The sequence below is a fragment of the Rhodococcus sp. NPDC056960 genome, from assembly GCF_042674125.1.
In the GTDB taxonomy this organism is placed as follows: Bacteria; Actinomycetota; Actinomycetes; order Mycobacteriales; family Mycobacteriaceae; genus Rhodococcus_F.
Window position 1 is genome coordinate 209,562 of sequence record NZ_JBHURF010000009.1, and the last position, 19,563, is coordinate 229,124.

A 19,563-nucleotide genomic window follows, 5' to 3' on the forward strand; every position below is an offset into this window, starting at 1 on the left:
CGCAACCTAGGAGGCGGCATGAAGCGCACTCGGATCACGAGTCTGTCCGCGAGTGCCCTGTGTGTCGCATTCGTCGCCTGCGCCGCGGTCACCGACGCCGGCGTCGCGGCCGCTGCCCCGATCTACCCGGCGTCCGAAACCGAACCGTTCTACATGCAGCCGCGGGATCTGAGCGGGTTCGCGGACGGCGACCCGATCGCGACCCGGCCGATGCCGCCGCTGCTCGCGTTCCCCGACACCGACGTGTGGCAGGTGAAATACCGCACCACCAATTCGGAGGACCACCCGATCTCGTCGGTGACGACCGTGCTGGTACCCCGCAACCGGACCGCGAACGGCCCGCTGCTGTCCTATCAGCACATCATCAACGCACTCGGGCCGCGATGTGCACCGTCGCGGACCCTGTATTCGAACGATCCCGACCTCCAGATCAAGGAAGCGCCCGCGCTGAACCTCGCGCTGCAGCGGGGCTGGACGGTCGCACTACCCGATCACCTCGGCCCGAACAGCGCGTACGGCGCCGCGAGGCTGGGGGGAACCATCACCCTCGACGGCGTCCGCGCCGTGCAGCGGGTGCCGGAGCTGAACGTGGCGGAGAGCCCGGTCGCGCTGGCCGGGTACTCCGGCGGCGGGATGGCGTCGGCCTGGGCCGCGGCCCTCGCGCCGACGTACGCGCCCGAACTGAACATCGTCGGCGTCGCCGAGGGCGGAGTGCCGATGAACATCGGCAAAATGGCGAACGGGCTGGGCATGCAACCGCACCCGGCGTTCGGTCTCGCGATGGCGGCGGCGCTCGGACTCGAACGTGAATACCCGGACCGGCTGCCGATCAGCGAGCAACTCAACGACCGCGGCCTGGCGATGCGTAATGCGATGGCCAACGCGTGCACCAACGGAATCCTCGCGGCCGGCGCCGGCCACAGTGCCACGGAGGTCGCCCGGACGACCGATCTCATGAGCAGCCCGCAGGCCTGGGAGGTGCTGAACGAGAACAGCGTCGAGCTGTACCCGGGCGTGCCGACGGCACCGATCTTCGAATGGCACAGCCCGACAGACGTCCTCATCCCGGTCGACTCGATCGAGGCGACGATCGCCCGGTACTGCGCGGCCGGGGCGAAGGTGCAGTCCGACCTCTTCCCGAGTCCCGATCACCTGACCACCGCCGTGCTGGGACTGCCGACCGCCCTGGACTATCTCGACGCCCGCTTCCGGGGCGAGCCGGCGCCGTCCACCTGCTGATCGGGGCCGACGGATTGTGTTCTGCCCGTGCACAGTCCGAAAAGTTGAGCGTTTGAGCAGATCTACCAGGGGGTATCCGGAATCATGCACCCCAGTACACGCACCGCAGTCGTGACGGGATCGGACTCACCGATGGGCAGGGCCGTCGCGCTGGCCCTCGCGGACGACGGTTTTCACGTCGGCCTCGCCTATGCCACGGACCGGGACAGCGCCGAAACCACCGCCGCCGACATCCGGACCAGATCGGTCCGCGCGGCCGTGCAGCGGATGGATCTGGCCGAACTGCCCGACTCCGCGGCGGCCGTCGACGAGTTCGCCCGGGAACTGGGCGGAATCGGTGTTCTGGTCAGTTGTCCCGGCAGCACCGCCGTCGAGTGCATCCAGCGTGCCGTGCGCTACATGATCGCGAGCGGCGGGGGCGGCCGGATCGTCAACGTCACCACCGCGTCCTCCGGGCTCGGCGGCCTCACCGGTCTGCTGGCCGCCGAATTGGCGCGGTATTCGATCACGGTCAACTCGGTCGTGGTTCCGGCGACCGGACCGGACTTCGACACGCCCGGCCGCGACGATCATGAGGTCGCCGCCGTCGCGTCGTACCTGACCGCGCCCGCCGGAATGTTCGTCACCGGAGCCTCCTACGTGGTCGACGGCGCCAGGATCGCCATGATTCCGCACAGCCTGACCGAGGCCGGCACCCGGCGGCCGCCCCGCCGCGCGAACCGCATTCGCTCCTACACCGGCCGCTGGGCACCCACCCGCTGGACGCGGTGACAGTCTGGGGTCCCGACACTCGCGGACCCGCGGCCGAAAGCGTCGTTCCCGTCGCGCACCGGGAGTACCGTGTGCGCAGGGGGGCCGTTGAGTCGAGAGTGACGGTGTGATGCCGCCGGCAGTCAAGGGCACCGTGGGTAACCTGCCCCACGAATTGACGAGTTTCGTCGGCCGTCGCCGCGAGGTGACCGAGGCGCGACGCCTCCTGTCCGTCGCACGACTGGTGACACTCGCCGGCATCGGAGGCGTGGGCAAGACACGACTCGCGTTGCGGGTGGCGGCCGACGCCAATCGCGCATTCGACGACGGTGTGTGGCTGGTCGAGCTGGGGGAGTTGGACGACGACACCACCCTCGTCGACGCGATCTCGTCGGCACTGCGACTTCGCGAGCAGCGCACGGGGGATCCGGAGGCGCTGCTGACCGAGTACCTCGCCACCCGGCAACTGCTGCTGGTGCTCGACAACTGCGAGCACGTGGTCGCCGCGGCCGCCGCACTGTCGGAGACGTTGTTGCGGAGTTGCCCCGAACTGCGGATCCTCGCGACGAGCCGCGAACCGCTGGGCATCGGCGGTGAGGCGGTCCTGCGGGTGCCGCCGCTGACGGTGCCGGAACCGGACCGGTCGTCGCTGCAGGGCCTGCCGCAGTACGAGGCGGTGACATTGTTCGTCGAGCGGGCGGCCACGGCGGTGCCCGAGTTCGAACTCACCGAGGACAACCATCTGGCCGTCGCCCGGATCTGCCGGCAGCTGGACGGGCTGCCGTTGGCGATCGAGTTGGCGGCGGTGCGGCTGCGGGTGATGTCGGCCGAACAGATCCTGCACCGGTTGACGGACCGCTACCGGTTACTGACGGTCGGGTCGCGGGGGGCGCCGAGCCGGCAGCAGACCCTGCGGTTGTGCGTCGACTGGAGTCACGAGCTGTGCACCGAGGAGGAACGGGAGCTGTGGGCGAGGCTGTCGGTGTTCGCAGGCGGCTTCGAACTGGACGCGGTGGAGGGAATCTGCGCCGGCGACCTGCCGGTGGAGAACGTCCTCGACGTGGTCGCTTCGCTGATCGACAAGTCGATCCTGGTCCGGGAGGAGTCGGGGCAGGCGGTGCGGTACCACCTGCTCGAGACGGTGCGGGACTACGGCCGCGAGAAACTGCAGGAGACCGGCGAGTACGTGATGCTCCGCCGTCGGCACCGCGACTGGTACGAGCGGTTGGTGGTGCAGTGCGAGGCCGAGTGGATCGGCCCCCGGCAGGTGATGTGGATCAACCGGCTCGACGCGGAGAAGCTGAACGTGCGCGCCGCGCTCCACTTCTGTCTGACCGAGCCGGGCGAGGCGGAGGAGGGACTGCGGATCGCCGCGGCGCTGTACCCGTACTGGCGGGCGCGGGGGCAGCTCCGCGAGGGGCGCCGCTGGCTCGGCCAGCTCCTGGGGCGGCACGAGGGCGGCGCCGGCAAGGAGAGGATCGAGGCACTGTACGTCGACAGTGTGCTCGCCGGGATGCACGGCGACCGGGAGGCCGCGAAGGCGCTGGTCGACGAGGGGGCGGCCCTCGCCGACCGGCACGGTGACCCGCTGATGCGCGCCCTGGTGGTCCATGCCGCCGGCTGCTGCGCCATGTTCGCCGGCGACCTACCGCGCGCCCGGGTGTGCTTCGAGGAGGCGCTCGCCGAGTTCCGCGTCCGGGGCAACCTGCTGCAGTTGACGTGGGGTCTGCTCGGGGTGGCCCTGGTCAGCGGCATGCAGGGCGACGGGGCCGTGGCCAAGATGTGCGGATCCGAGATCTTCGCGCTCACCGAGGCGCACGGCGAGTCCGTCTACCGAGGCTGGTCGCTGTGGGCGGCGGGGATGGCGGCGTGGCAACGCGGGCACCTCGCGCTCGCCGACGACTACGTGAAGCGGGGGCTGCGGTTGTCGCATCTCGTCGACGACCAGATCAGCGCCTGCGGCGCGCTGGAGGTACTGGCCTGGGTTGCCGTCGGCGCCGATCGGCCGCAGCGCGCCGCCGAACTGATGGGCGCGGCGGAGGCCCTCGCGCAGGCCGTCGGCAACCCGAGCACGGTCTATCCCAACCTGCTCGTCCACCACGCGGAATGCGAGCAGCAGGCCCGTGCGGTGATCGGGGACCGCGCCTTCGACGCCGCGTTCCACCACGGGATGCACACGTCCTTCGACGACGCGGTCGCCTACGCGCTCGATGAACGACGCCCCGACGCGGCCGCGGCGGCGAACGGCACGACCAACCTGACCCGGCGCGAATGGCAGGTCGCCGAACTCGTCGCCGACGGACTGACCAACAAGGCGATCGCCGCCCGCCTGGTCATCTCGCAGCGCACCGCGCAGGGGCACGTCGAGCACATTCTCGCGAAACTGGGGTTCAACTCGCGCACCCAGATCGCGGCCTGGATCGTCGAACATGCGCAGGACCCGCACCCCTGACGGGGCACCTCTCCGGGCGAAACAGGTATGTCCCCGGGCCGTTCAGCCGCTGTGTTTCCGCGCCGCGGACGGGATGCTTCTACACGTCCCCCCATCCGGCTCCAGACCGAGGCCCCCGATGTCCACTGAACCCCGAATCCACCGAAAGCCCGACCCCCGAACAGGGTCACTGGTCGCCCCGGAGGTGGGGTCGTGACCGCGGGGGGAGTGACGCGGTTGCAGGGGCTGGCCCAAAAATGTGAACTGATGATCCAGCGGTGTCTGAACTGCACGACCCTGCTCGCGCCGTTGATGGCGACGTGCTCGTCCTGCCAGGGTTCGGAACTCGAGCGGGTCCCGTCCTGTGGCATCGGGTCGATCGTGTCGTCGAAGGTGGTGCAGCGCGAGGCGGCCGGCCGGGACCGCGGCCTCGTGCCCTGCACGATCGCGATCGTCGAACTCGACGAGGGCCCGTGGGTTTACACCTGGATCGACGGTGAGGTTCCCGCCCCCTCCGACTGCCCGGTACGCGTGGAGTTCCGGCCGGCGTCGACGGCGGAGCAGTTGCCCGTGTTCTCGGTCCGAGCACCCCTGCCGCGGTGAGTAGCGTGGAGACCCGCACCGCGGACGACCCGGAGGAAGCGTTCGGCACCGAATGGCTGCGCCTGGCGCTTCGTCGATGCGATCTCCTCGCGCAGATGCATTCCGTGAGCGCGGATGCGCGGTGGATGATCAGCTTCGCCATCCAGTGGGCACCGTTCGGTGGGGCCGGCGCGGCGGAACTGCTGGAGCGATTCGGTGTCACCCGGCGGCGGTTCCTGGAACTCGTCTTCGACGGACTCGAGCCGAAGCCCACCGACGTCCAGAAGCTCCGGGCGATGAAGAGTTACCTCCGCACCTCCCTCGCGGAGGCGTGGGGAGTGCGCTGACGAAGGGCCGATCAGCCGGGCAGCAGATCGTCCAGGTGGATCGGCACCTTCCGAACCCGGATCCCGGTGGCGTGATGAACGGCGTTCGCCACCGCGGCCGCCGCCCCGACGATGCCGATCTCGCCGGCGCCCTTCGACCCCATCGCGTTGGCGTGCCCGTCGACGTCGTCCAGGCACACCGCCTCCAGATACCGGATGTCGGCGTGGGTGCTGACGTGATACGAGGCGAGATCCTGGGTCACGACGTGGCCGAACCGGGGGTCGTTCACGCTGCTCTCGTGCAGTGCCATCGACACGCCCATCGTCATGCCGCCGAGCAGTTGGGACCGGACGGTGCGGGCATTGATCACCCGTCCGATCGAGAACACCCCGAGCATGCGCTCGACGCGGATCTCGCAGGTGACACGGTGGACGTGGGCCTCCACGAAGTGGGCGCCGAACGAATGCAACGCGACCGTCCCGGCGTCGGGATTCTCGGGGGTCCCGGCGCTCGACTCCGCTCCCGGCCGCGGGGACGTGCCGTGCTCGTCCCGGAACGCGCGGGCCGCTGCGACGATCGCGCCGCCCCAGGAGCTGGTTCCGGTGGAGCCGCCGGCCACGGTCGCCGACGGGTAATCGGTGTCCCCGATGTGCAGGTCGATCGCGTCGAGGGGGCAGCCCAGTGCGTCGGCGGCGATCTGCGTCAGTGCGGTCCACGCGCCGGTGCCGATGTCCACCGATCCGATCTGCACGGTGTACCTGCCGTCGGACTGATACACGATGCGGGCCACCGATCCCGGTGCCGTGTTGGCGGGATACGTGGCGGCCGCGACCCCCGTCCCCACCAGCCACTCCGGGTCCGAGCCCGGCCGCGCGGGCGCGTCCCGGTCGGACCACCCGAACATCCGGGCGCCCTCCCGCAGGCAGTCGGTGAGACGTCGACCGGACCACGGGCGACCCGTGCTCGGGTCCACCTCGGGTTCGTTGCGGATCCTCAGTTCGATCGGGTCGATTCCGCAGGCGTCGGCGAGTTCGTCCATCGCCACCTCGGCCGCGAACATGCCCGGGGTCTCGCCGGGGGCCCGCATCCAGGAGGGTGCGGGCACGTCGAGGGACGCGAGACGGTGGGTGGTGTACCGGGCGGCGGTGGAATACATCATCCGCGACGGGACCGCCGCCTGCTCGGCGAACTCCTTGATCTTCGCGGACTGGGTGATCACCTCGTGGGACAGCGCGGTCAGCCGCCCGTCGGCGTCCGCGCCGAGCCGGATGTGCTGCACGGTCGGCGCGCGATACGCGGAGAGCGCGAACATCTGCTGCCGGGTGAGCGCGAACTTGACCGGCCGACCCGCCGTCCGCTGCGCCGCCATCACGGCGAGCACGTTGTGCGCGTGCGGCAGCCCCTTGGAACCGAACCCACCGCCCACGTACGGCGCGATCACCCGCACCTGTTCGACCTCGAGTCCGAACAGCGGTGCCAGTGTGGCGCGGACGGAATGCACGCCCTGCGTCGAATCGTGCAGCGTCAGAACCGGTCCGGCGCCGCCCGAGGTCCACCGGGCGATGGTGGCGTGCGGTTCCATCGGATTGTTGTGTTCCATCGCGGTGGAGTACACCTGATCGACCGTGACGGCCGCGGCGGCGAGTGCACCGTCCACGTCGCCGTCCTCGGTGTCGGTCGGGAACCCGGCGTTCACTTCCTCCGGGGCATACAGATCGTCTCGGCCGGAACCGAAGTCGGTGTCGTGGCGTGCCGCCTCGTAGTCGACGCGCACCAGGCCGGCGGCATGGCGGGCGACTTCCGGCGAATCCGCGACCACCGCGCCGAGGAATTGCCCGCGGAAGTGGACGTCGGGGTGCTGCAGGATCGCGAGTTCGGCGTCCGAGATGTCGCCGAGGCGGGGCGCATCGAACACCGTGAGGACCGCGACGACCCCGTCCAGGGCCGCCGCGTCCGCGGTGTACATCGCCGCGACGCGGCCACGTCCGATCGTCGACAGCACCGGGAACAGGTACGTCGGGTCGTCCACCGCATGTTCGAATGCGTACCGCGCCGCACCGGTCACCTTGTCGTGGGCGTCGACGCGCTCGGCGGGCGTTCCGATCACCCGCGGTTCGACGAGAGTCATCGGTGCGCCTCCTCGGCGAGGGATCCGAGTACCGCCACCAGCACCCGCCGGGTCAGGGCGACCTTGAACTCGTTGCCCGGCAGGGGGCGGGCCGCTGCCAGTTCGGCATCCGCGGCCTCGGCGAACACGTCGTCGCCCGGGGACGCGCCGACGAGCACGCCCTCGGCGAGGGCCGCACGCCACGGCCGGTGTGCCACACCGCCGAGCGCGATCCGCGCCGAGCCGATCGACCCGTCCGCCACCGTCAGTTCGGCGGCCACGGACACCACCGCGAAGGCGAAGGACGCGCGGTCGCGCACCTTCCGGTAGGCCGACCGGTTCCCGGCCGGCGGCGGGGGCAGTTCCACGGCGGTGACGAGATCACCGTGCGCGAGGACGGTGTCGAGGTCGGGGCGGTCGCCGGGGAGCCGGTAGAACTCGCTCAGGGGGATGCGCCGCTCCCCGTCGGCGTCGCGGACGACGACGACAGCGTCGAGCGCCGTCATCGCGACGGCCATGTCCGAGGGGTGCACGGCGACGCAGTGTTCGGAGGCGCCGAGAATGGCGTGGTAGCGGACGTAGCCGCCGATCGCGGAGCATCCGGTGCCGGGTTCCCGTTTGTTGCACGGCGTCGTGACGTCCTGGAAGTACACACACCGGGTGCGTTGCAGCAGGTTTCCCGCGGTGGTCGCGAGGTTACGCAGCTGCCCGGACGCACCGGAGAGCAGTGCGCGGGACAACATCGGGTACCGGGACCGGACCACGTCGTGGGCGGCGAGGTCGCTGTTGCGGACCGCGGCTCCGATCCGGAGTCCGCCGTCCGGGAGGGCGTCGACGCCGCCGAGGGGGAGTCGGCTCACGTCCACGAGTAGCCGCGGCTCGGCCACCCCGAGCTTCATGTCGTCGACGAGGTTGGTGCCGCCGGCGAGGAAGCACGCCCGCGGATCTGCCGTGACCGTGGCCACGGCATCGTCCACATCGGTGGCCTGCTCGTAGTCGAAGGGAATCACGCTTCCGCCGCCTGCCTGATCGCCGCGAGGATGTTCGTGTAGGCGCCGCACCGGCACAGGTTGCCGCTCATGCGTTCGCGGATCTCGTCGTCGGTCAGCACCGGTGGAGCGCTGAGATTCTCGGTGACGGCGCTCGGGTGCAGCGACAGGAATTCGTCGAGCATGCCGATCGCCGAACAGATTTGGCCGGGGGTGCAGTAGCCGCACTGCAGCCCGTCCTGCTCGACGAACGCCTGCTGGACGGAATGCAGCACCTCGCCGTCGGCGAGCCCGTGCGCGGTGGTGACGCGGTCACCGTCGTGGGCGACGGCGAACGTGAGGCAGGAGGTGGCACGCCTGCCGTCGAGGATCACGGTGCACGAACCGCACTGGCCGTGGTCGCAGCCCTTCTTCGGTGCCGTCACCCCGAGGTGGTCGCGTAGCGCGTCAAGCAGTGTCGTGCGGGTGTCCACGTCCAGGGTGCGCTCCTCACCGTCCACGGTGAGAAGTATCTTCCGGTACCGCGGACCGGTGGGGCTGTCCGGGACATTCATGCGGGGAGGTTACCCACGCCTCGAGACCGCGAATCAGCCGTCCGCGGGCAGGAAGCGGCGGATCGCACGAATCGTGACGGCGGGACGCGCCGGGTGCCACACCTCGTGATCGGCGTGCGACCAGGAGTACGTCGGACTGCCGTCGCGGATGCAGTCGAGGAGGCGCGGTTCGTCGAGTTCGCGTGCCGACCATTCGTAGAGTCGCTGCAGCCGCGGTCCGATGAGGCCGTAGTCGAGCATCTCACCGAGGTTGTGCTCCGCGGCGACGTAGGCCGCGACGTCGTCCCCGAGGGGATACCGGTCGGGAAGAACTCGGGAGAGGGAGAGGAAGATCCCGGTCATCGAGAGGCGCGGATCACCGAGCAGCGGGCCGAGCGCGGCGAGCCGCCCGAGTGCCAGACGCGGCGCAGCGACCAGGGCGTGGGCGTAGAGGACGCGGAGCAGCACGACGTTGAGGAAGAAGCGCTCGGGTCGGCTCTCGGCGTCGGCGAGGTCGCGATGGTCCAGGTAGGCGGAGGCGATGCTCGCATTGTGAGCCCGGTACCACGTCCGTGCGGTGGGATCGGCGACGAAGCTCATCCACAGATCGATGGTGTGCGACGAATGCGCCCCGCCCCGGCCCCCGCTCCGGGCGACTGCCTCGCAGCCGTCGCGCAGCAGCCGCTCGTTGACCGCGCGCCACCACGGGCTGCCGGGCGGCGCGGCATCGAGCGGAGCCAGCACGCCCCGGCCGAGCTGCCAGCGCATGAACGACAGGGCCGCCCGGCGGAACGGCAGGTGCCGGGGTGCGTTGCCGACGGGACCGTGATAGGTCCGGGCGATCAACGCGAGCCGGGCGGCCGGATCGTCACGCACGGCGCGGACCTGATCGAGTGCCCACTCTGCGGCGGAACTGCGCGAGCTCACCCGCCCATTATCCGACGACCCGTTCCAGCGCGCGCACGTCTGCGTCCAGTTTCCGGAACAACCAGTAGACGGCGACGAACGCGAGCCCGGACGCGGCGCACAACCCCAGGACCGAATCGCGGACGAGCGGAAGCTCCGCAGGTTCCAGGGCGGTGAATCCGGCGAGCACCCCGACCAGCGGCACCGATGCCGTCACCGCGAGATAGACGGTGGTTCTGCGGCGGAGCGCGCGGAGAACGGCGGAATCGTGCGGCGTCGTGCGGCCGTGCCGTAGATAGATGGGATAGACGCAGCGCACGACGTAGAACGTGGACAGGAAGAACGTGTAGGCAACGGAGATGGTGCCCGCCACCAGCACGGTCGTTCCCGCGTGGACCATCAGCCGGGAGGGCAGGTCCGTGAACCAGCGAAGCAGCATCACCCCCGCCACGGTGGCGCAGACCGCGAACAGGAAGGTGTTCAGCGCACACAGATCGCCCCAGAACAGTGTCCGCGCCCGCACCCGCGCGAGGACGGCGTCGTCGTAGCGTCTGCCCTTCCGCAGTCCGCGCGGAACGGCGAGAAGATCCCGTGACATGTACGCGTAGATGACGACGGCCAGCGGCCACGCGACCAGGTTGAACAGGACGGTGCCCCGGAAGAGCTGCGCGTAGGTGGCGTCCGACAGGCGCTCGTCGAGCAGCGCCCGACTGTGCACGGTCAGGTAGATCGTGGCCAGGCCGATACCGACCAGCGACGACGACCACAGGACGGGCGTGGGTAGTCGCGACAGTCGTGCGCGCCAGCTCGCCGGGGGCGGATAGACGAGGTCGCGGGCCCTCTCCTCGAGGCACAGGTCGAACTGCTGGGCCAACTCCGATCCGCTCGGGTACCGGTCTTCGCGATCGGGTGACAGGCACGTGAGAAGCACTCGGCGCAACGCCATGGGACAGTCCGGTGGAAGCTCCGTCAGGAACCGCGGCTCGACGGGTCTGCGCCGCAATTCGAGCATGCGGGCCAACGAAGTCTCCGACTCGCCGGCACGCGGGTCGTCCGCGAACGGCCGGCGTCCGGTGAGCAACTCCCACAGCAGGACCCCCAGGGCGTAGATGTCGCTCCGGGTGTCGAGGTCGGCGGCGGTCACCGGCAGATCCGGGTGGCAGGCCTCGAGTTGCTCGGGCGACATGTACGCCAATGACCCGCCGAAGTAGGCGAGGGGGCTGGTGCCCTTGATGCGTGTGCTGGAGCTGACGTTGAAGTCGGCCAGCTTCGGAATTCCCTCGGCGCTCAGCAGCACGTTCGCCGGTTTGATGTCACGGTGCAACACGCCACGGTCGGACGCGTGGTGAAGCGCGTCCGCGAGTCGGCGGCCCAGCCACGCGACGGTCTCCGGCCACGTCAGCGAGGCGGTCCGTGTTCGAACGGCTGATTCGGCAGGCCGAACCTCGCCCTTGTCGGCCAGCACTCCGTCGACCGCGTCGAGGAGCAGTTGCCCACTCCGGTCCTCCGGAGGAGTGGCGCGCAGCCGGCGCACCACGTCGAGCAGCGTTCCGCCCGGGAGGTATTGCATGTAGAGAAGCTTCAGCTCGCCGTCGGCGATGAGCCGCTGGTCGTAGATGCGCACGATGCAGTCGTGGTCCAGCTGGGCGAGGGTCTGCGGCTCGATGCCGTGGTTGTGGGAGATCTTGACCGCGACCAATCGCTGCATCGATTGCTGCCGGGCGAGGTATACCTGGGCGAAGGCGCCGGCCCCGATCTTCATCAGGAGGTCGAAGTCGTCGACGTGATCGCCGACGTCGATGGCGTCGAGCACGACCTGGGCCTCCGGGCGGGCGATCAGGGTGCTGCGGTAGTCGCTCGAAAATTCCGGGCGTTCGGGTCCACCGGCGATGGTGGCGACGTCGGTGGTGGCCTCGGCGGTGTGGGTGCAGCGGCGTACCGCGTGGAATTCCTCGTAGACCAGGTCGGCGGGTAGCGGCCCTTGCTGCAGCTCGGCGAATTCTGCGCGGTACTCGGTGAGTCGTTTCGGGAAGTGGTAGTGAAGCCACCGGTATTCGAGGTCGATCTTGATCAGTTCGATGAGGATCGCCCGCCGATCGGCAGGCTCACGGGGTAGGTACGACGTCAGGTCAGGTGGCGACCCGGACCCCCACGCCGCTGAGAACCGGGCCACGACGGCGGCCAGCGCTGTGCGGGTTCGTTCGGCTGGATCGGCTGGATCGGCCGGCTCGTGCATCGACAGCTCGGAGTGCAGCCCCGGACGGTCACACGCCCGCTACGCGCGATGCGTCCCGGAATCGTTGATGCCCCACAGTGTGTCCTTTCCGCAACATCCCCCGTCGCCCGATCCCCAATCCCAATACGCAATCCCTATACCCAATCCAGGGTATCGCTCCGATGCAACACCACACCCCGGCGTGCGGCGGGGCCGTGGTTCCACCGGAGACGGACTGGGTACTTGCTGAACCCGTGACATCGAGCGATCAGGAGGGACGTCATGCGCGTCGAGCACATCACGGTGGTCGTGCCCGCCCACGACGAGGAAGCGCTGCTGCCGCGGTGCCTGTCGGGTTTGAGTGCGGCCGCGCGGGCCGTGGCGGTGCCGGTCAGGACGGTGGTGGTGCTCGATCGCTGCGGTGACGGCAGCGACACCGTGGTCCGCGCAGCGAATGCCGAGGTCGTGGTGCTGGACGCACGGAACGTCGGGGCGGCCCGGCGCGCGGGTTTCGACTCGGTTCCCGTGCGCCCGCACGAATGGTTCGCGACGACGGACGCGGACTCGCACGTTCCGGCGCACTGGCTGTCGTCGCATCTGCAGCACGCGAGGCGGGGCGCGCAGTTGGTGGCGGGCACCGTGACCGTCACCGACTGGTCCGGAAGGCCCGACCGGGTGCGGTCGCGCTACGCAGGCGCCTACCGGTCGGGTTCCGCGCACGGGCACGTCCACGGCGCGTCCCTCGGATTCTCCGCGGACCTGTACCGCACCGTCGGAGGATTCTCCGCACTGCCCGCGCACGAAGACGTCGACCTCGTGCAGCGGATGATCGGGCGGGGCGCGAACGTGGTGTGGAGCATCGACGCCCCCGTCGAGACGTCGGCCCGCGCCGACGCCCGGGCACCCCACGGTTTCGCCTCCTACCTCGAAGCACTGCACGACCGATGAGTACCGGGGTGAGCAGCGGTCCCACTGCGGCGGCGGTGACGGCGATCATCCGGGCGGGGGACGCGGAACTGCCGCTGCCGGGGGCCGGCGCAACGGCCGACCGGTGGGCGCACCTGACCCGATGGTGCCGGCGCGACCTGTCGATGGGGCGGCTCCTCGAGGCCCACGCCGACGCGGACGCGATCCTCGCCGAACTCGACGGGACCCGCGCCGGCCGGGACGAGATGTGGGGGGTGTGGGCCAGTGAACCGCCGCATCCCGTGCTGGACGCCTCCGAAAATTCGGTCGGGTGGCGGCTCCGGGGAACGAAGGCGTGGTGCTCGGGCGCGTCGATGTGCACGCATGCGCTGGTGACGGCCCGGGTCGCCGGGCAACCCCGGCTGTTCGCGGTTTACCTCCGCGAACCGGGGGTCGAGCCCGGGACCGGCGGCTGGCGGAACCCGGGCATGGCGGCGACCGACACCGAGTCCGTGACATTCGACGACGTCCCCGCGCGGCCGGTCGGTGCGGCGACGGCGTATCTCGAACGTCCCGGATTCTGGCACGGCGGGATCGGGGTGGCGGCGTGCTGGTTCGGCGGCGCACTCGCCGTCGCGGAACCGCTGCGGGCACGGGCGCGGAACGGCCGGGCCGACAGCCACCAGCTTGCGCATCTCGGCGCTGTCGACGTCGCCGTCAGCGCGGCCCGCTGGTCGCTCGCATCGGCGGCCGGGGAGGTGGACGCGAGTCCCGACGATCACAGGTCGGCGCAGGTTCGCGCGTTCCGCGTGCGTTGCCTGATCGAGCGGACGGCGAGCGAGGTGATCGACAGGGTGGGCCGCGCGCTGGGCGCCGCACCGCTCGCGATGAACGCCGAGCATGCCCGCAATGTCGCGGACCTGCTCGTCTACATCCGGCAATCGCATGCCGAGCGTGATCTCGCGGCACTCGGCGACCTCGTCGCAGGGGAGGACTGAGCATGGACAACGGCACCCGATTCCGGGACATGCCGGTGGCCGGCCGGGGCACACCCGAGGGCGAGTGGCAGTTGTGGCTGGGCGACATCGCTTTTCCGTCGATACCGCTCACGGAGTGCGACCGCATGGTCGTGGTCGCCCCGCATCCCGACGACGAAGTGCTCGGGGTGGGCGCGCTCGTGGCCACCGCCGCCGGCCACGGAATTCCCGTCGCGGTCGTCGCGGTGACGGACGGCGCGGCCTCCCACCCGGGATCACCCACGTTGTCACCCGTCGCATTGACCACTGCGCGGACCGCCGAATCAATCAGGGCGACAGCACTGTTGGGTGTCGGTGAACCGGTCCGCCTCGGACTTCCCGACGGCGGGATCGACGCACACGAGCAGGAACTCACCGCTCGCCTCGTCGACGTGCTCACCGCGGCCTGCCTGCCGGGGGAACGAGTGTGGGTCCTCGCCACCTGGCGGGGAGACGGCCACCCCGACCACGAAGCCGCGGGAAGGGCTGCGGCACAAGCATGCTCGATCACCGGCCACCGGTTGGTGGAGTATCCGGTCTGGATGTGGCACTGGGCCCGGCCGGCCGACGCCGTGGTGCCCTGGCTTCGGATGCGGATCCTCGCACCGGCCCCCGATGCCCTGACCCGCAAACGCCGCGCCGTCGACGAATTCCGCACCCAGATCCTCCCCCTCTCGGAAGACCCACGCGATGCCGCGATCCTGCCGCCGTGGGTGCTCGCGAGGCTGATGCGGACGACGGAACGGGTGTTCTGGTGAGCGCGATGGATCCCGCCTACTTCGAGACGATGTACGCGGAATCGGCGGACCCGTGGGGCTTCGGCGAACGCTGGTACGAACGCCGCAAGTATGCGATCACGCTCGCCGCGCTGCCGCGGCCGCGGTATCGGCGGGCGTTCGAACCCGGGTGCTCGATCGGGGTGCTGACGGCGCAGCTGGCGGATCGGTGCGACCGGGTCGTCGCGACGGACGTGGTTCCCCGTGCACTCGAGCGGGCCCGGCATCGCCTCGAAGAGCGGGGTGTGGCGGCCCGGGTGGAACTCGGCCTCGTGTCGCTCCTCGATCCCTGGCCGCCGGGGACATTCGATCTCGTGGTGCTCAGTGAGGTGCTGTACTACCTCACCCCCGACGACCTGGCTTCCACTCTGAAACGGGCCGTCGGATCCCTGGAGGAGGGCGGCACCCTCGTCGCGGTGCACTGGCAGCACCCGGTACCGGAATACCCGCAGACGGGCCGCGCGGTGCACGAGGGGATCGCGGCGACCGACGGCCTGGTCCGCGCCGGGTCGTACCGCGACGAGGACTTTCGTCTCGACGTCTACACCCGGGGTCCGGTGCCCTCCGTGGCGGCATCGGAAGGGCTCAGCTGACCCAGGCGTGTCAGGCAATCCTTGACAACGACCCGCGAATTCCGTCAGGCTGTACCTGACAGGATGGGAGGATCTCATGGAACTGGTCGAACGCGCCGTCGGAGCGGACGTCGCCGTGGCCGCCCGGGCCGTGATCACGGCTGCCGCGGCCGAAGCGAGTCGGTACGCCGACGGCATCATCGGCACCGGGCCGCTTCCCGGCACACCGGAATGGGAGGCGGAGCAGGGCACCGACATTCCCGCGCAGCGCACCCTGGCCTGGCATCTGCTGAGTCTGCGCATCCAGCTCGCCGCCGGGCTCGACGGCGTCGAAACCGTTCTCGGCCTGCGCTTTCAGGGAGCGACGTGGGCGACCATCGGCAAGGCTGCGGGGATGACCCGGCAGTCCGCGCATGAGCGGTGGGGTGCCCGCACGACGGCCCTGCTCGATCCGCTCGGGACGGGTCTGCCCGCGACCGTCGCCGACGACGATCCGGGCCGCGCAGGCTGAGCACGTCCGGTCAGTCCCGGTACTCCGCGACGGGCGGTGCGGGGGCCGGGCCGAGCGGCGACAGCCAGCGGTCGTAGAGGGCCGTCCAGGTTCCGTCCGCGCGCAGCCGTTCGAGTGTGCCGTTGACGGACCGGACGAGATCGTCGTTCCCGGGCGCGACGCCGATGGCGTACCGGGCGGAGTCGGACCCGGGACCGACGATCTGCAGATTCGGATCCTGCGCGACGAGTCCGGCGAGGACGGCGGCGCCTGCGACCGCGTCGACCTGCCGCTGCTGAATCGCCATGAGACAGTCGTCCCAGTCGGGGACCGCAAGGATCGTGGCCTTGGGTGCGATCCGCATCAGCGCCGAGATCGCCGCCGGGTCGTGATGGGTGCAGACGCGCCGGCGGGCCAGGTCTTCCGGACCGGAGATGCCGGATCCGGTGCGCACCACGAGCCGTCGGGCCGTGTCGAGATACACCGTCGAGAACTCCACGCCCCGAGTGCCGTCGCAGGTGAGTGCCGTCGGGCGCACGATCATGTCCACGTCACCGTCCGAGAGCAGCGCGGCGCCGTCGTCGGCACCGAGCGGCCGGAATTCGACCTTGCCGGGATCGCCGAGGAGGTCACGGGCGACTTCCCGGGCGAGATCGACGGCGTAGCCGGTGAGGGTGCCGGTGGTCGGGTCACGGAAGCTGAACAGGTTGGTGTTCTGGTCGACGGCGACCACCACCGCGCCGCGGGCCCGGATCTTCCCGAGGGCGCCGTCGGATGGCGGCGGTCCCGGGCGGAGGCTGGGCTGCGGCTCGCAGGTCGACGGCTCCGCCGGCGGCGTGTCGGACGGGGCGATGATCTGGGCACCGACCGACAACGGAAACTCCGTGAAATCCCCGGAGAACGCCGGAGTCGGAGCGTCGGGTGCCCCGCAGCCGGCGAGCAGGACTGCCCCGAACACAAGGGTGCCGAGCAGCCGGGCGGATCCCGGTCCCCGCCGGTGGTGGAAGCGCATCATCAGTGGTACTCACCGACTCTGGGCTCGATGCCCGCGATCACGGCGACCGCAGCGGTCACGGCGAGCACGATGCCGGCCACCGCGAGCGCCGCCATCGTGCGGTACGACTCGCGCATCGCGTCGAGTTCCTCGGTGCGCAGGGTGGTGATGGCGTCGTCGAGCGCTTCGTCGAGGGCTCGGAACGTGGCCGTCGATGCCGTCGATCCCGGACCGACCGCGATGTCGGCCGCACCCTGGTAGTTCCCGTCGGTGAGCTTCTGCTGCAGTTCCCGGTGCGCACTCCGCCATCCCTCGAACGCCGCCGACGCCTCGTCGATCGCCGGCGCGACGACGGCGTTCCGCGACGCATCCGAGTTCAGAATCGCGGTGAGCGCGTCCGTGTGCCGGGTGTAGTCGGCGCCGGCCGGATCGAAACCGGGCCGGAGCAGTCCGAGTGTCTCGTCGGCGCGGGCCTGCTGGGCGAGGATTCGCGCCTTCGTGACCGCGGCGAGGGGTTCGGCGCCGTCGGTGCGTGCACGCTCGCTCGCCGACGTCGACAACAGTCCCGCGACCACGATCCACACGACCAGTGCCGCGAGCAGGACCGCCGCGCACGCCAGTCCGGGATTGATGCGCCGGCGGCTGAGATGCGCGACGTAGGTGTGCGCGGCGGCGAGAACGACGACGCCGGCCGACGCGACGAGGATGGCGGTGACCGGCAGCCGTGCGGTGTGGGACTGCGTGTCGGCCACCGCGCCGGACTGCTCATTGTAGAGGCGTTCGGCCAGCGGCAGGATGGTGTCCTGCATCAGACCCGACGCGGTTCCCAGATATGCCACGCCCACCGGATTTCCGGCGGCATCGTTGGACCGTGCGGTCGCCACCAGGTCCGTGTAGACGGCGAGGTGCCGCGACATCTCGGTGAGCAGGCGCAGCGTGTCCACGTCACCGGAGGTGACGCCGTAGGAGGCGGTGACGAGTGCGTTCGACGCGTCGGCGATCGCCTGGTTGTACCGGTCGCGCACCGCAAGCGGTTCGATGGCGCCGGCGATGAACGACGACGTCGCCGCGGCGTCGGCGACCGACAGCGAACTGAACAGGTGCTGCGCGGCGTCTGCCAGCGGTTCGGTGTGCGCGCGAAGGGTTTCCATTCGCTGCTGCCGCGCGTCGATCACGACGGAGGTCACGATTCCGGCTGTGAGTGCGACCGTCACGAGGGCGACGGCGAGGAGCGACAGGCGTCCGGGCGTCGACCCGAGGAATTCGCGCCACGGTCGTCGCCGGACGTCGGGTTCGACGAGCAGGGACTCGTCCAGGAGATGCTCGTCGGCCCGCGCCGTGTCACGAACTCCGCCGGATACGGCACCGCGGTCCTGGTGGAACACGCTTTCCTCCTCGTCCCTGCACTCAGTGTGCGCCGATCCCGGATGAACGGCACCGAAAGCCGCGATGATCCGCGTAGCCGGCCCCGCCCGCGGGTATGCCCGGACTGAACACGATCGGCCGGAGGTCCTTCGTCGATGAAGGCAACGTCATGAAGGCAACGTGATGAGGGCAGGGCTGCGCGCATTCTGCGTCGCGGTCTCGGTTGCCGCGGCGGCGCTCGGGGCGTGCGCGGCTCCGGCACCGTCGGCGGACGACGGCGCGAAGAAGGTCTACTTCTTCCTGCCGAACACCACGACCACCCGGTTCACGGAGCGGGACGAACCGTTGTTCACCGACTTCCTGGAGTTGTTCGCGCCGGAGGCCACCGTGACCGTTCGCAACGCCAAGGGCGATCCCGCCCGCCAGCAGGACCAGGTCGAGTCGGCCATCTCGGACGGCGCGTCGGTGTTCGTGCTGATCTCGGCGGACGCGCGATTCTCGGGAGGCGCCCTGACCGCCGCCGCCCGGGCTCATGTTCCGGTGGTGCTCTACGACCACGACGCGGTCGGCGGACCGGCCGACGTCCAGGTGATCTTCGATCCGCTGGAGGTCGGCCGACGGCAGGGGAGCCGCGCCGCCGACCTGATTGCTGCCATGCCCGGCGACGGTCTGAAGATCGCCCGGGTCGAGGGAAACCTCGGTGAATACGGAACCCGTCAATTCCGGCTCGGCCAGGACGAGTTCCTGCAGCCGCTGGCCGACAGTGGCAAGATCCGGGTGGTCTGCGAGACCGCGATCGACGACTGGGACCCCGCCGAAGGCCAGGCCTTCGCGGACCAGTGCCTGACCCGCGAGAACAACGACGTCGCACTGTTCGTCACCATGAACGACGACCTGGCCGGCGGGATCGTCGCGGCACTGGCCGACCGCGGGCTGGCCGGGCGGATACCGGTGACCGGGGGACAGGACGCCAACCTCGCTGCGCTGCAACTGATCGCACAGGGGACCCTCGACAACACGATCTTCAAGAACCTGTCCGACCAGGCGAAGGTCGCCGCGCACCTGACCACGTCGATCCTGCACGGTGAAGGCGTCCCCGAGGAGATGATCAACGGCACGATCGACAACCAGTACATGGCCGTGCCGACGGTGTTCCTTCCCGTGCAGAACATCACGCGCGACAACCTCGACGTCGTCGTCAACTCCGGCTTCTACACGTGGCAGCAGATCTGCGCACCCGACCCTGCCTCCGCGGTGTGCCGCGACCGGAACTGACCCGGCCACGACTCGACTGGATTCGGGCGAGCGACCTGGGTCGCATACGGTGGCAGTGGCTCGTGGCGGGCCGGATCGAGGAGGAGTCGA

General features: G+C 70.2%; 18 protein-coding genes. 11 read left to right on the plus strand and 7 right to left on the minus strand.

The genetic code is table 11. The annotated features are described in order from the left end of the window. Positions 1-18: 18 nt before the first annotated feature. The 5 genes from ACFTWF_RS16305 (at position 19) to ACFTWF_RS16325 (ending at position 5,349) form a co-directional block, all read left to right on the plus strand. The gene (locus ACFTWF_RS16305) at positions 19-1,239 is read left to right on the plus strand and encodes a lipase family protein (RefSeq protein ID WP_378462236.1); all 1,221 of its coding nucleotides are present in this window, start codon (positions 19-21) and stop codon (positions 1,237-1,239) included. A gap of 84 nt (positions 1,240-1,323) precedes the next feature. Continuing rightward, positions 1,324-2,010 (plus strand): SDR family NAD(P)-dependent oxidoreductase, encoded by a 687-nt coding sequence (locus ACFTWF_RS16310; RefSeq protein ID WP_378462237.1) that lies wholly within the window; start codon positions 1,324-1,326, stop codon positions 2,008-2,010. Positions 2,011-2,119: 109 nt separating this feature from the next. Continuing rightward, positions 2,120-4,441, plus strand: a complete 2,322-nt coding sequence (locus ACFTWF_RS16315) for an ATP-binding protein (protein WP_378462238.1) — start codon at positions 2,120-2,122, stop codon at positions 4,439-4,441. A 192-nt stretch (positions 4,442-4,633) separates the two neighbouring features. Then, on the plus strand, positions 4,634-5,023 hold the full coding sequence (locus tag ACFTWF_RS16320) for a Zn-ribbon domain-containing OB-fold protein (RefSeq protein WP_378462239.1): 390 nt from the start codon (positions 4,634-4,636) through the stop codon (positions 5,021-5,023). 5 nt (positions 5,024-5,028) lie between these two features. Further along, positions 5,029-5,349, plus strand: coding sequence for a hypothetical protein (locus ACFTWF_RS16325; RefSeq protein ID WP_378462240.1), 321 nt, complete (start codon positions 5,029-5,031; stop codon positions 5,347-5,349). Positions 5,350-5,360: 11 nt separating this feature from the next. Here ACFTWF_RS16325 and ACFTWF_RS16330 read toward each other — a convergent pair whose 3' ends face one another. Genes ACFTWF_RS16330 through ACFTWF_RS16350 form a run of 5 tightly spaced genes read right to left on the minus strand, consistent with a single transcriptional unit; the run spans position 5,361 to position 12,100 of the window. Continuing rightward, on the minus strand, positions 5,361-7,457 hold the full coding sequence (locus ACFTWF_RS16330) for a xanthine dehydrogenase family protein molybdopterin-binding subunit (protein ID WP_378462241.1): 2,097 nt from the start codon (positions 7,455-7,457) through the stop codon (positions 5,361-5,363). Further along, complete coding sequence (locus ACFTWF_RS16335) at positions 7,454-8,446, minus strand: FAD binding domain-containing protein (RefSeq protein ID WP_378462242.1); 993 nt, start codon at positions 8,444-8,446, stop codon at positions 7,454-7,456. The genes ACFTWF_RS16330 and ACFTWF_RS16335 overlap by 4 nt, the downstream gene beginning before the upstream one ends. Then, positions 8,443-8,979 (minus strand): 2Fe-2S iron-sulfur cluster-binding protein, encoded by a 537-nt coding sequence (locus tag ACFTWF_RS16340; protein WP_378462243.1) that lies wholly within the window; start codon positions 8,977-8,979, stop codon positions 8,443-8,445. Before ACFTWF_RS16340 ends, ACFTWF_RS16335 begins: the two co-directional genes overlap by 4 nt. A 33-nt stretch (positions 8,980-9,012) precedes the next feature. After that, a complete protein-coding gene (locus ACFTWF_RS16345; RefSeq protein WP_378462244.1) occupies positions 9,013-9,885 on the minus strand; it encodes a hypothetical protein in 873 nt (290 codons plus the stop codon). A 7-nt stretch (positions 9,886-9,892) separates the two neighbouring features. After that, positions 9,893-12,100 carry a serine/threonine-protein kinase gene (locus tag ACFTWF_RS16350; RefSeq protein WP_378462245.1) on the minus strand — a complete coding sequence of 736 codons (2,208 nt, stop codon included), beginning with the start codon at positions 12,098-12,100 and terminating at the stop codon, positions 9,893-9,895. A 261-nt stretch (positions 12,101-12,361) separates the two neighbouring features. On the opposite strand from ACFTWF_RS16350, the gene ACFTWF_RS16355 reads away from it, so the two are divergent. The 5 genes from ACFTWF_RS16355 (at position 12,362) to ACFTWF_RS16375 (ending at position 15,860) form a co-directional block, all read left to right on the plus strand. Further along, positions 12,362-13,027, plus strand: coding sequence for a glycosyltransferase (locus tag ACFTWF_RS16355; RefSeq protein WP_378462246.1), 666 nt, complete (start codon positions 12,362-12,364; stop codon positions 13,025-13,027). After that, positions 13,024-13,983 (plus strand): acyl-CoA dehydrogenase family protein, encoded by a 960-nt coding sequence (locus tag ACFTWF_RS16360; RefSeq protein WP_378462247.1) that lies wholly within the window; start codon positions 13,024-13,026, stop codon positions 13,981-13,983. The genes ACFTWF_RS16355 and ACFTWF_RS16360 overlap by 4 nt, the downstream gene beginning before the upstream one ends. A 2-nt stretch (positions 13,984-13,985) precedes the next feature. Beyond that, positions 13,986-14,759 (plus strand): PIG-L deacetylase family protein, encoded by a 774-nt coding sequence (locus tag ACFTWF_RS16365; protein ID WP_378462248.1) that lies wholly within the window; start codon positions 13,986-13,988, stop codon positions 14,757-14,759. Continuing rightward, positions 14,753-15,370 (plus strand): class I SAM-dependent DNA methyltransferase, encoded by a 618-nt coding sequence (locus tag ACFTWF_RS16370; protein WP_378462367.1) that lies wholly within the window; start codon positions 14,753-14,755, stop codon positions 15,368-15,370. The genes ACFTWF_RS16365 and ACFTWF_RS16370 overlap by 7 nt, the downstream gene beginning before the upstream one ends. A 76-nt stretch (positions 15,371-15,446) precedes the next feature. After that, positions 15,447-15,860, plus strand: coding sequence for a hypothetical protein (locus ACFTWF_RS16375; RefSeq protein ID WP_378462249.1), 414 nt, complete (start codon positions 15,447-15,449; stop codon positions 15,858-15,860). A 10-nt stretch (positions 15,861-15,870) separates the two neighbouring features. Here ACFTWF_RS16375 and ACFTWF_RS16380 read toward each other — a convergent pair whose 3' ends face one another. Both ACFTWF_RS16380 and ACFTWF_RS16385 read right to left on the minus strand, forming a co-directional pair. After that, positions 15,871-16,854, minus strand: coding sequence for a glutamate ABC transporter substrate-binding protein (locus tag ACFTWF_RS16380; protein ID WP_378462250.1), 984 nt, complete (start codon positions 16,852-16,854; stop codon positions 15,871-15,873). Next, entirely contained in the window at positions 16,854-18,218 is a 1,365-nt protein-coding gene (locus ACFTWF_RS16385) for a hypothetical protein (RefSeq protein WP_378462251.1), read from the minus strand. The genes ACFTWF_RS16380 and ACFTWF_RS16385 overlap by 1 nt, the downstream gene beginning before the upstream one ends. Positions 18,219-18,381: 163 nt before the next feature. On the opposite strand from ACFTWF_RS16385, the gene ACFTWF_RS16390 reads away from it, so the two are divergent. Next, entirely contained in the window at positions 18,382-19,473 is a 1,092-nt protein-coding gene (locus ACFTWF_RS16390; RefSeq protein ID WP_378462252.1) for a substrate-binding domain-containing protein, read from the plus strand. Positions 19,474-19,563: the final 90 nt, after the last annotated feature.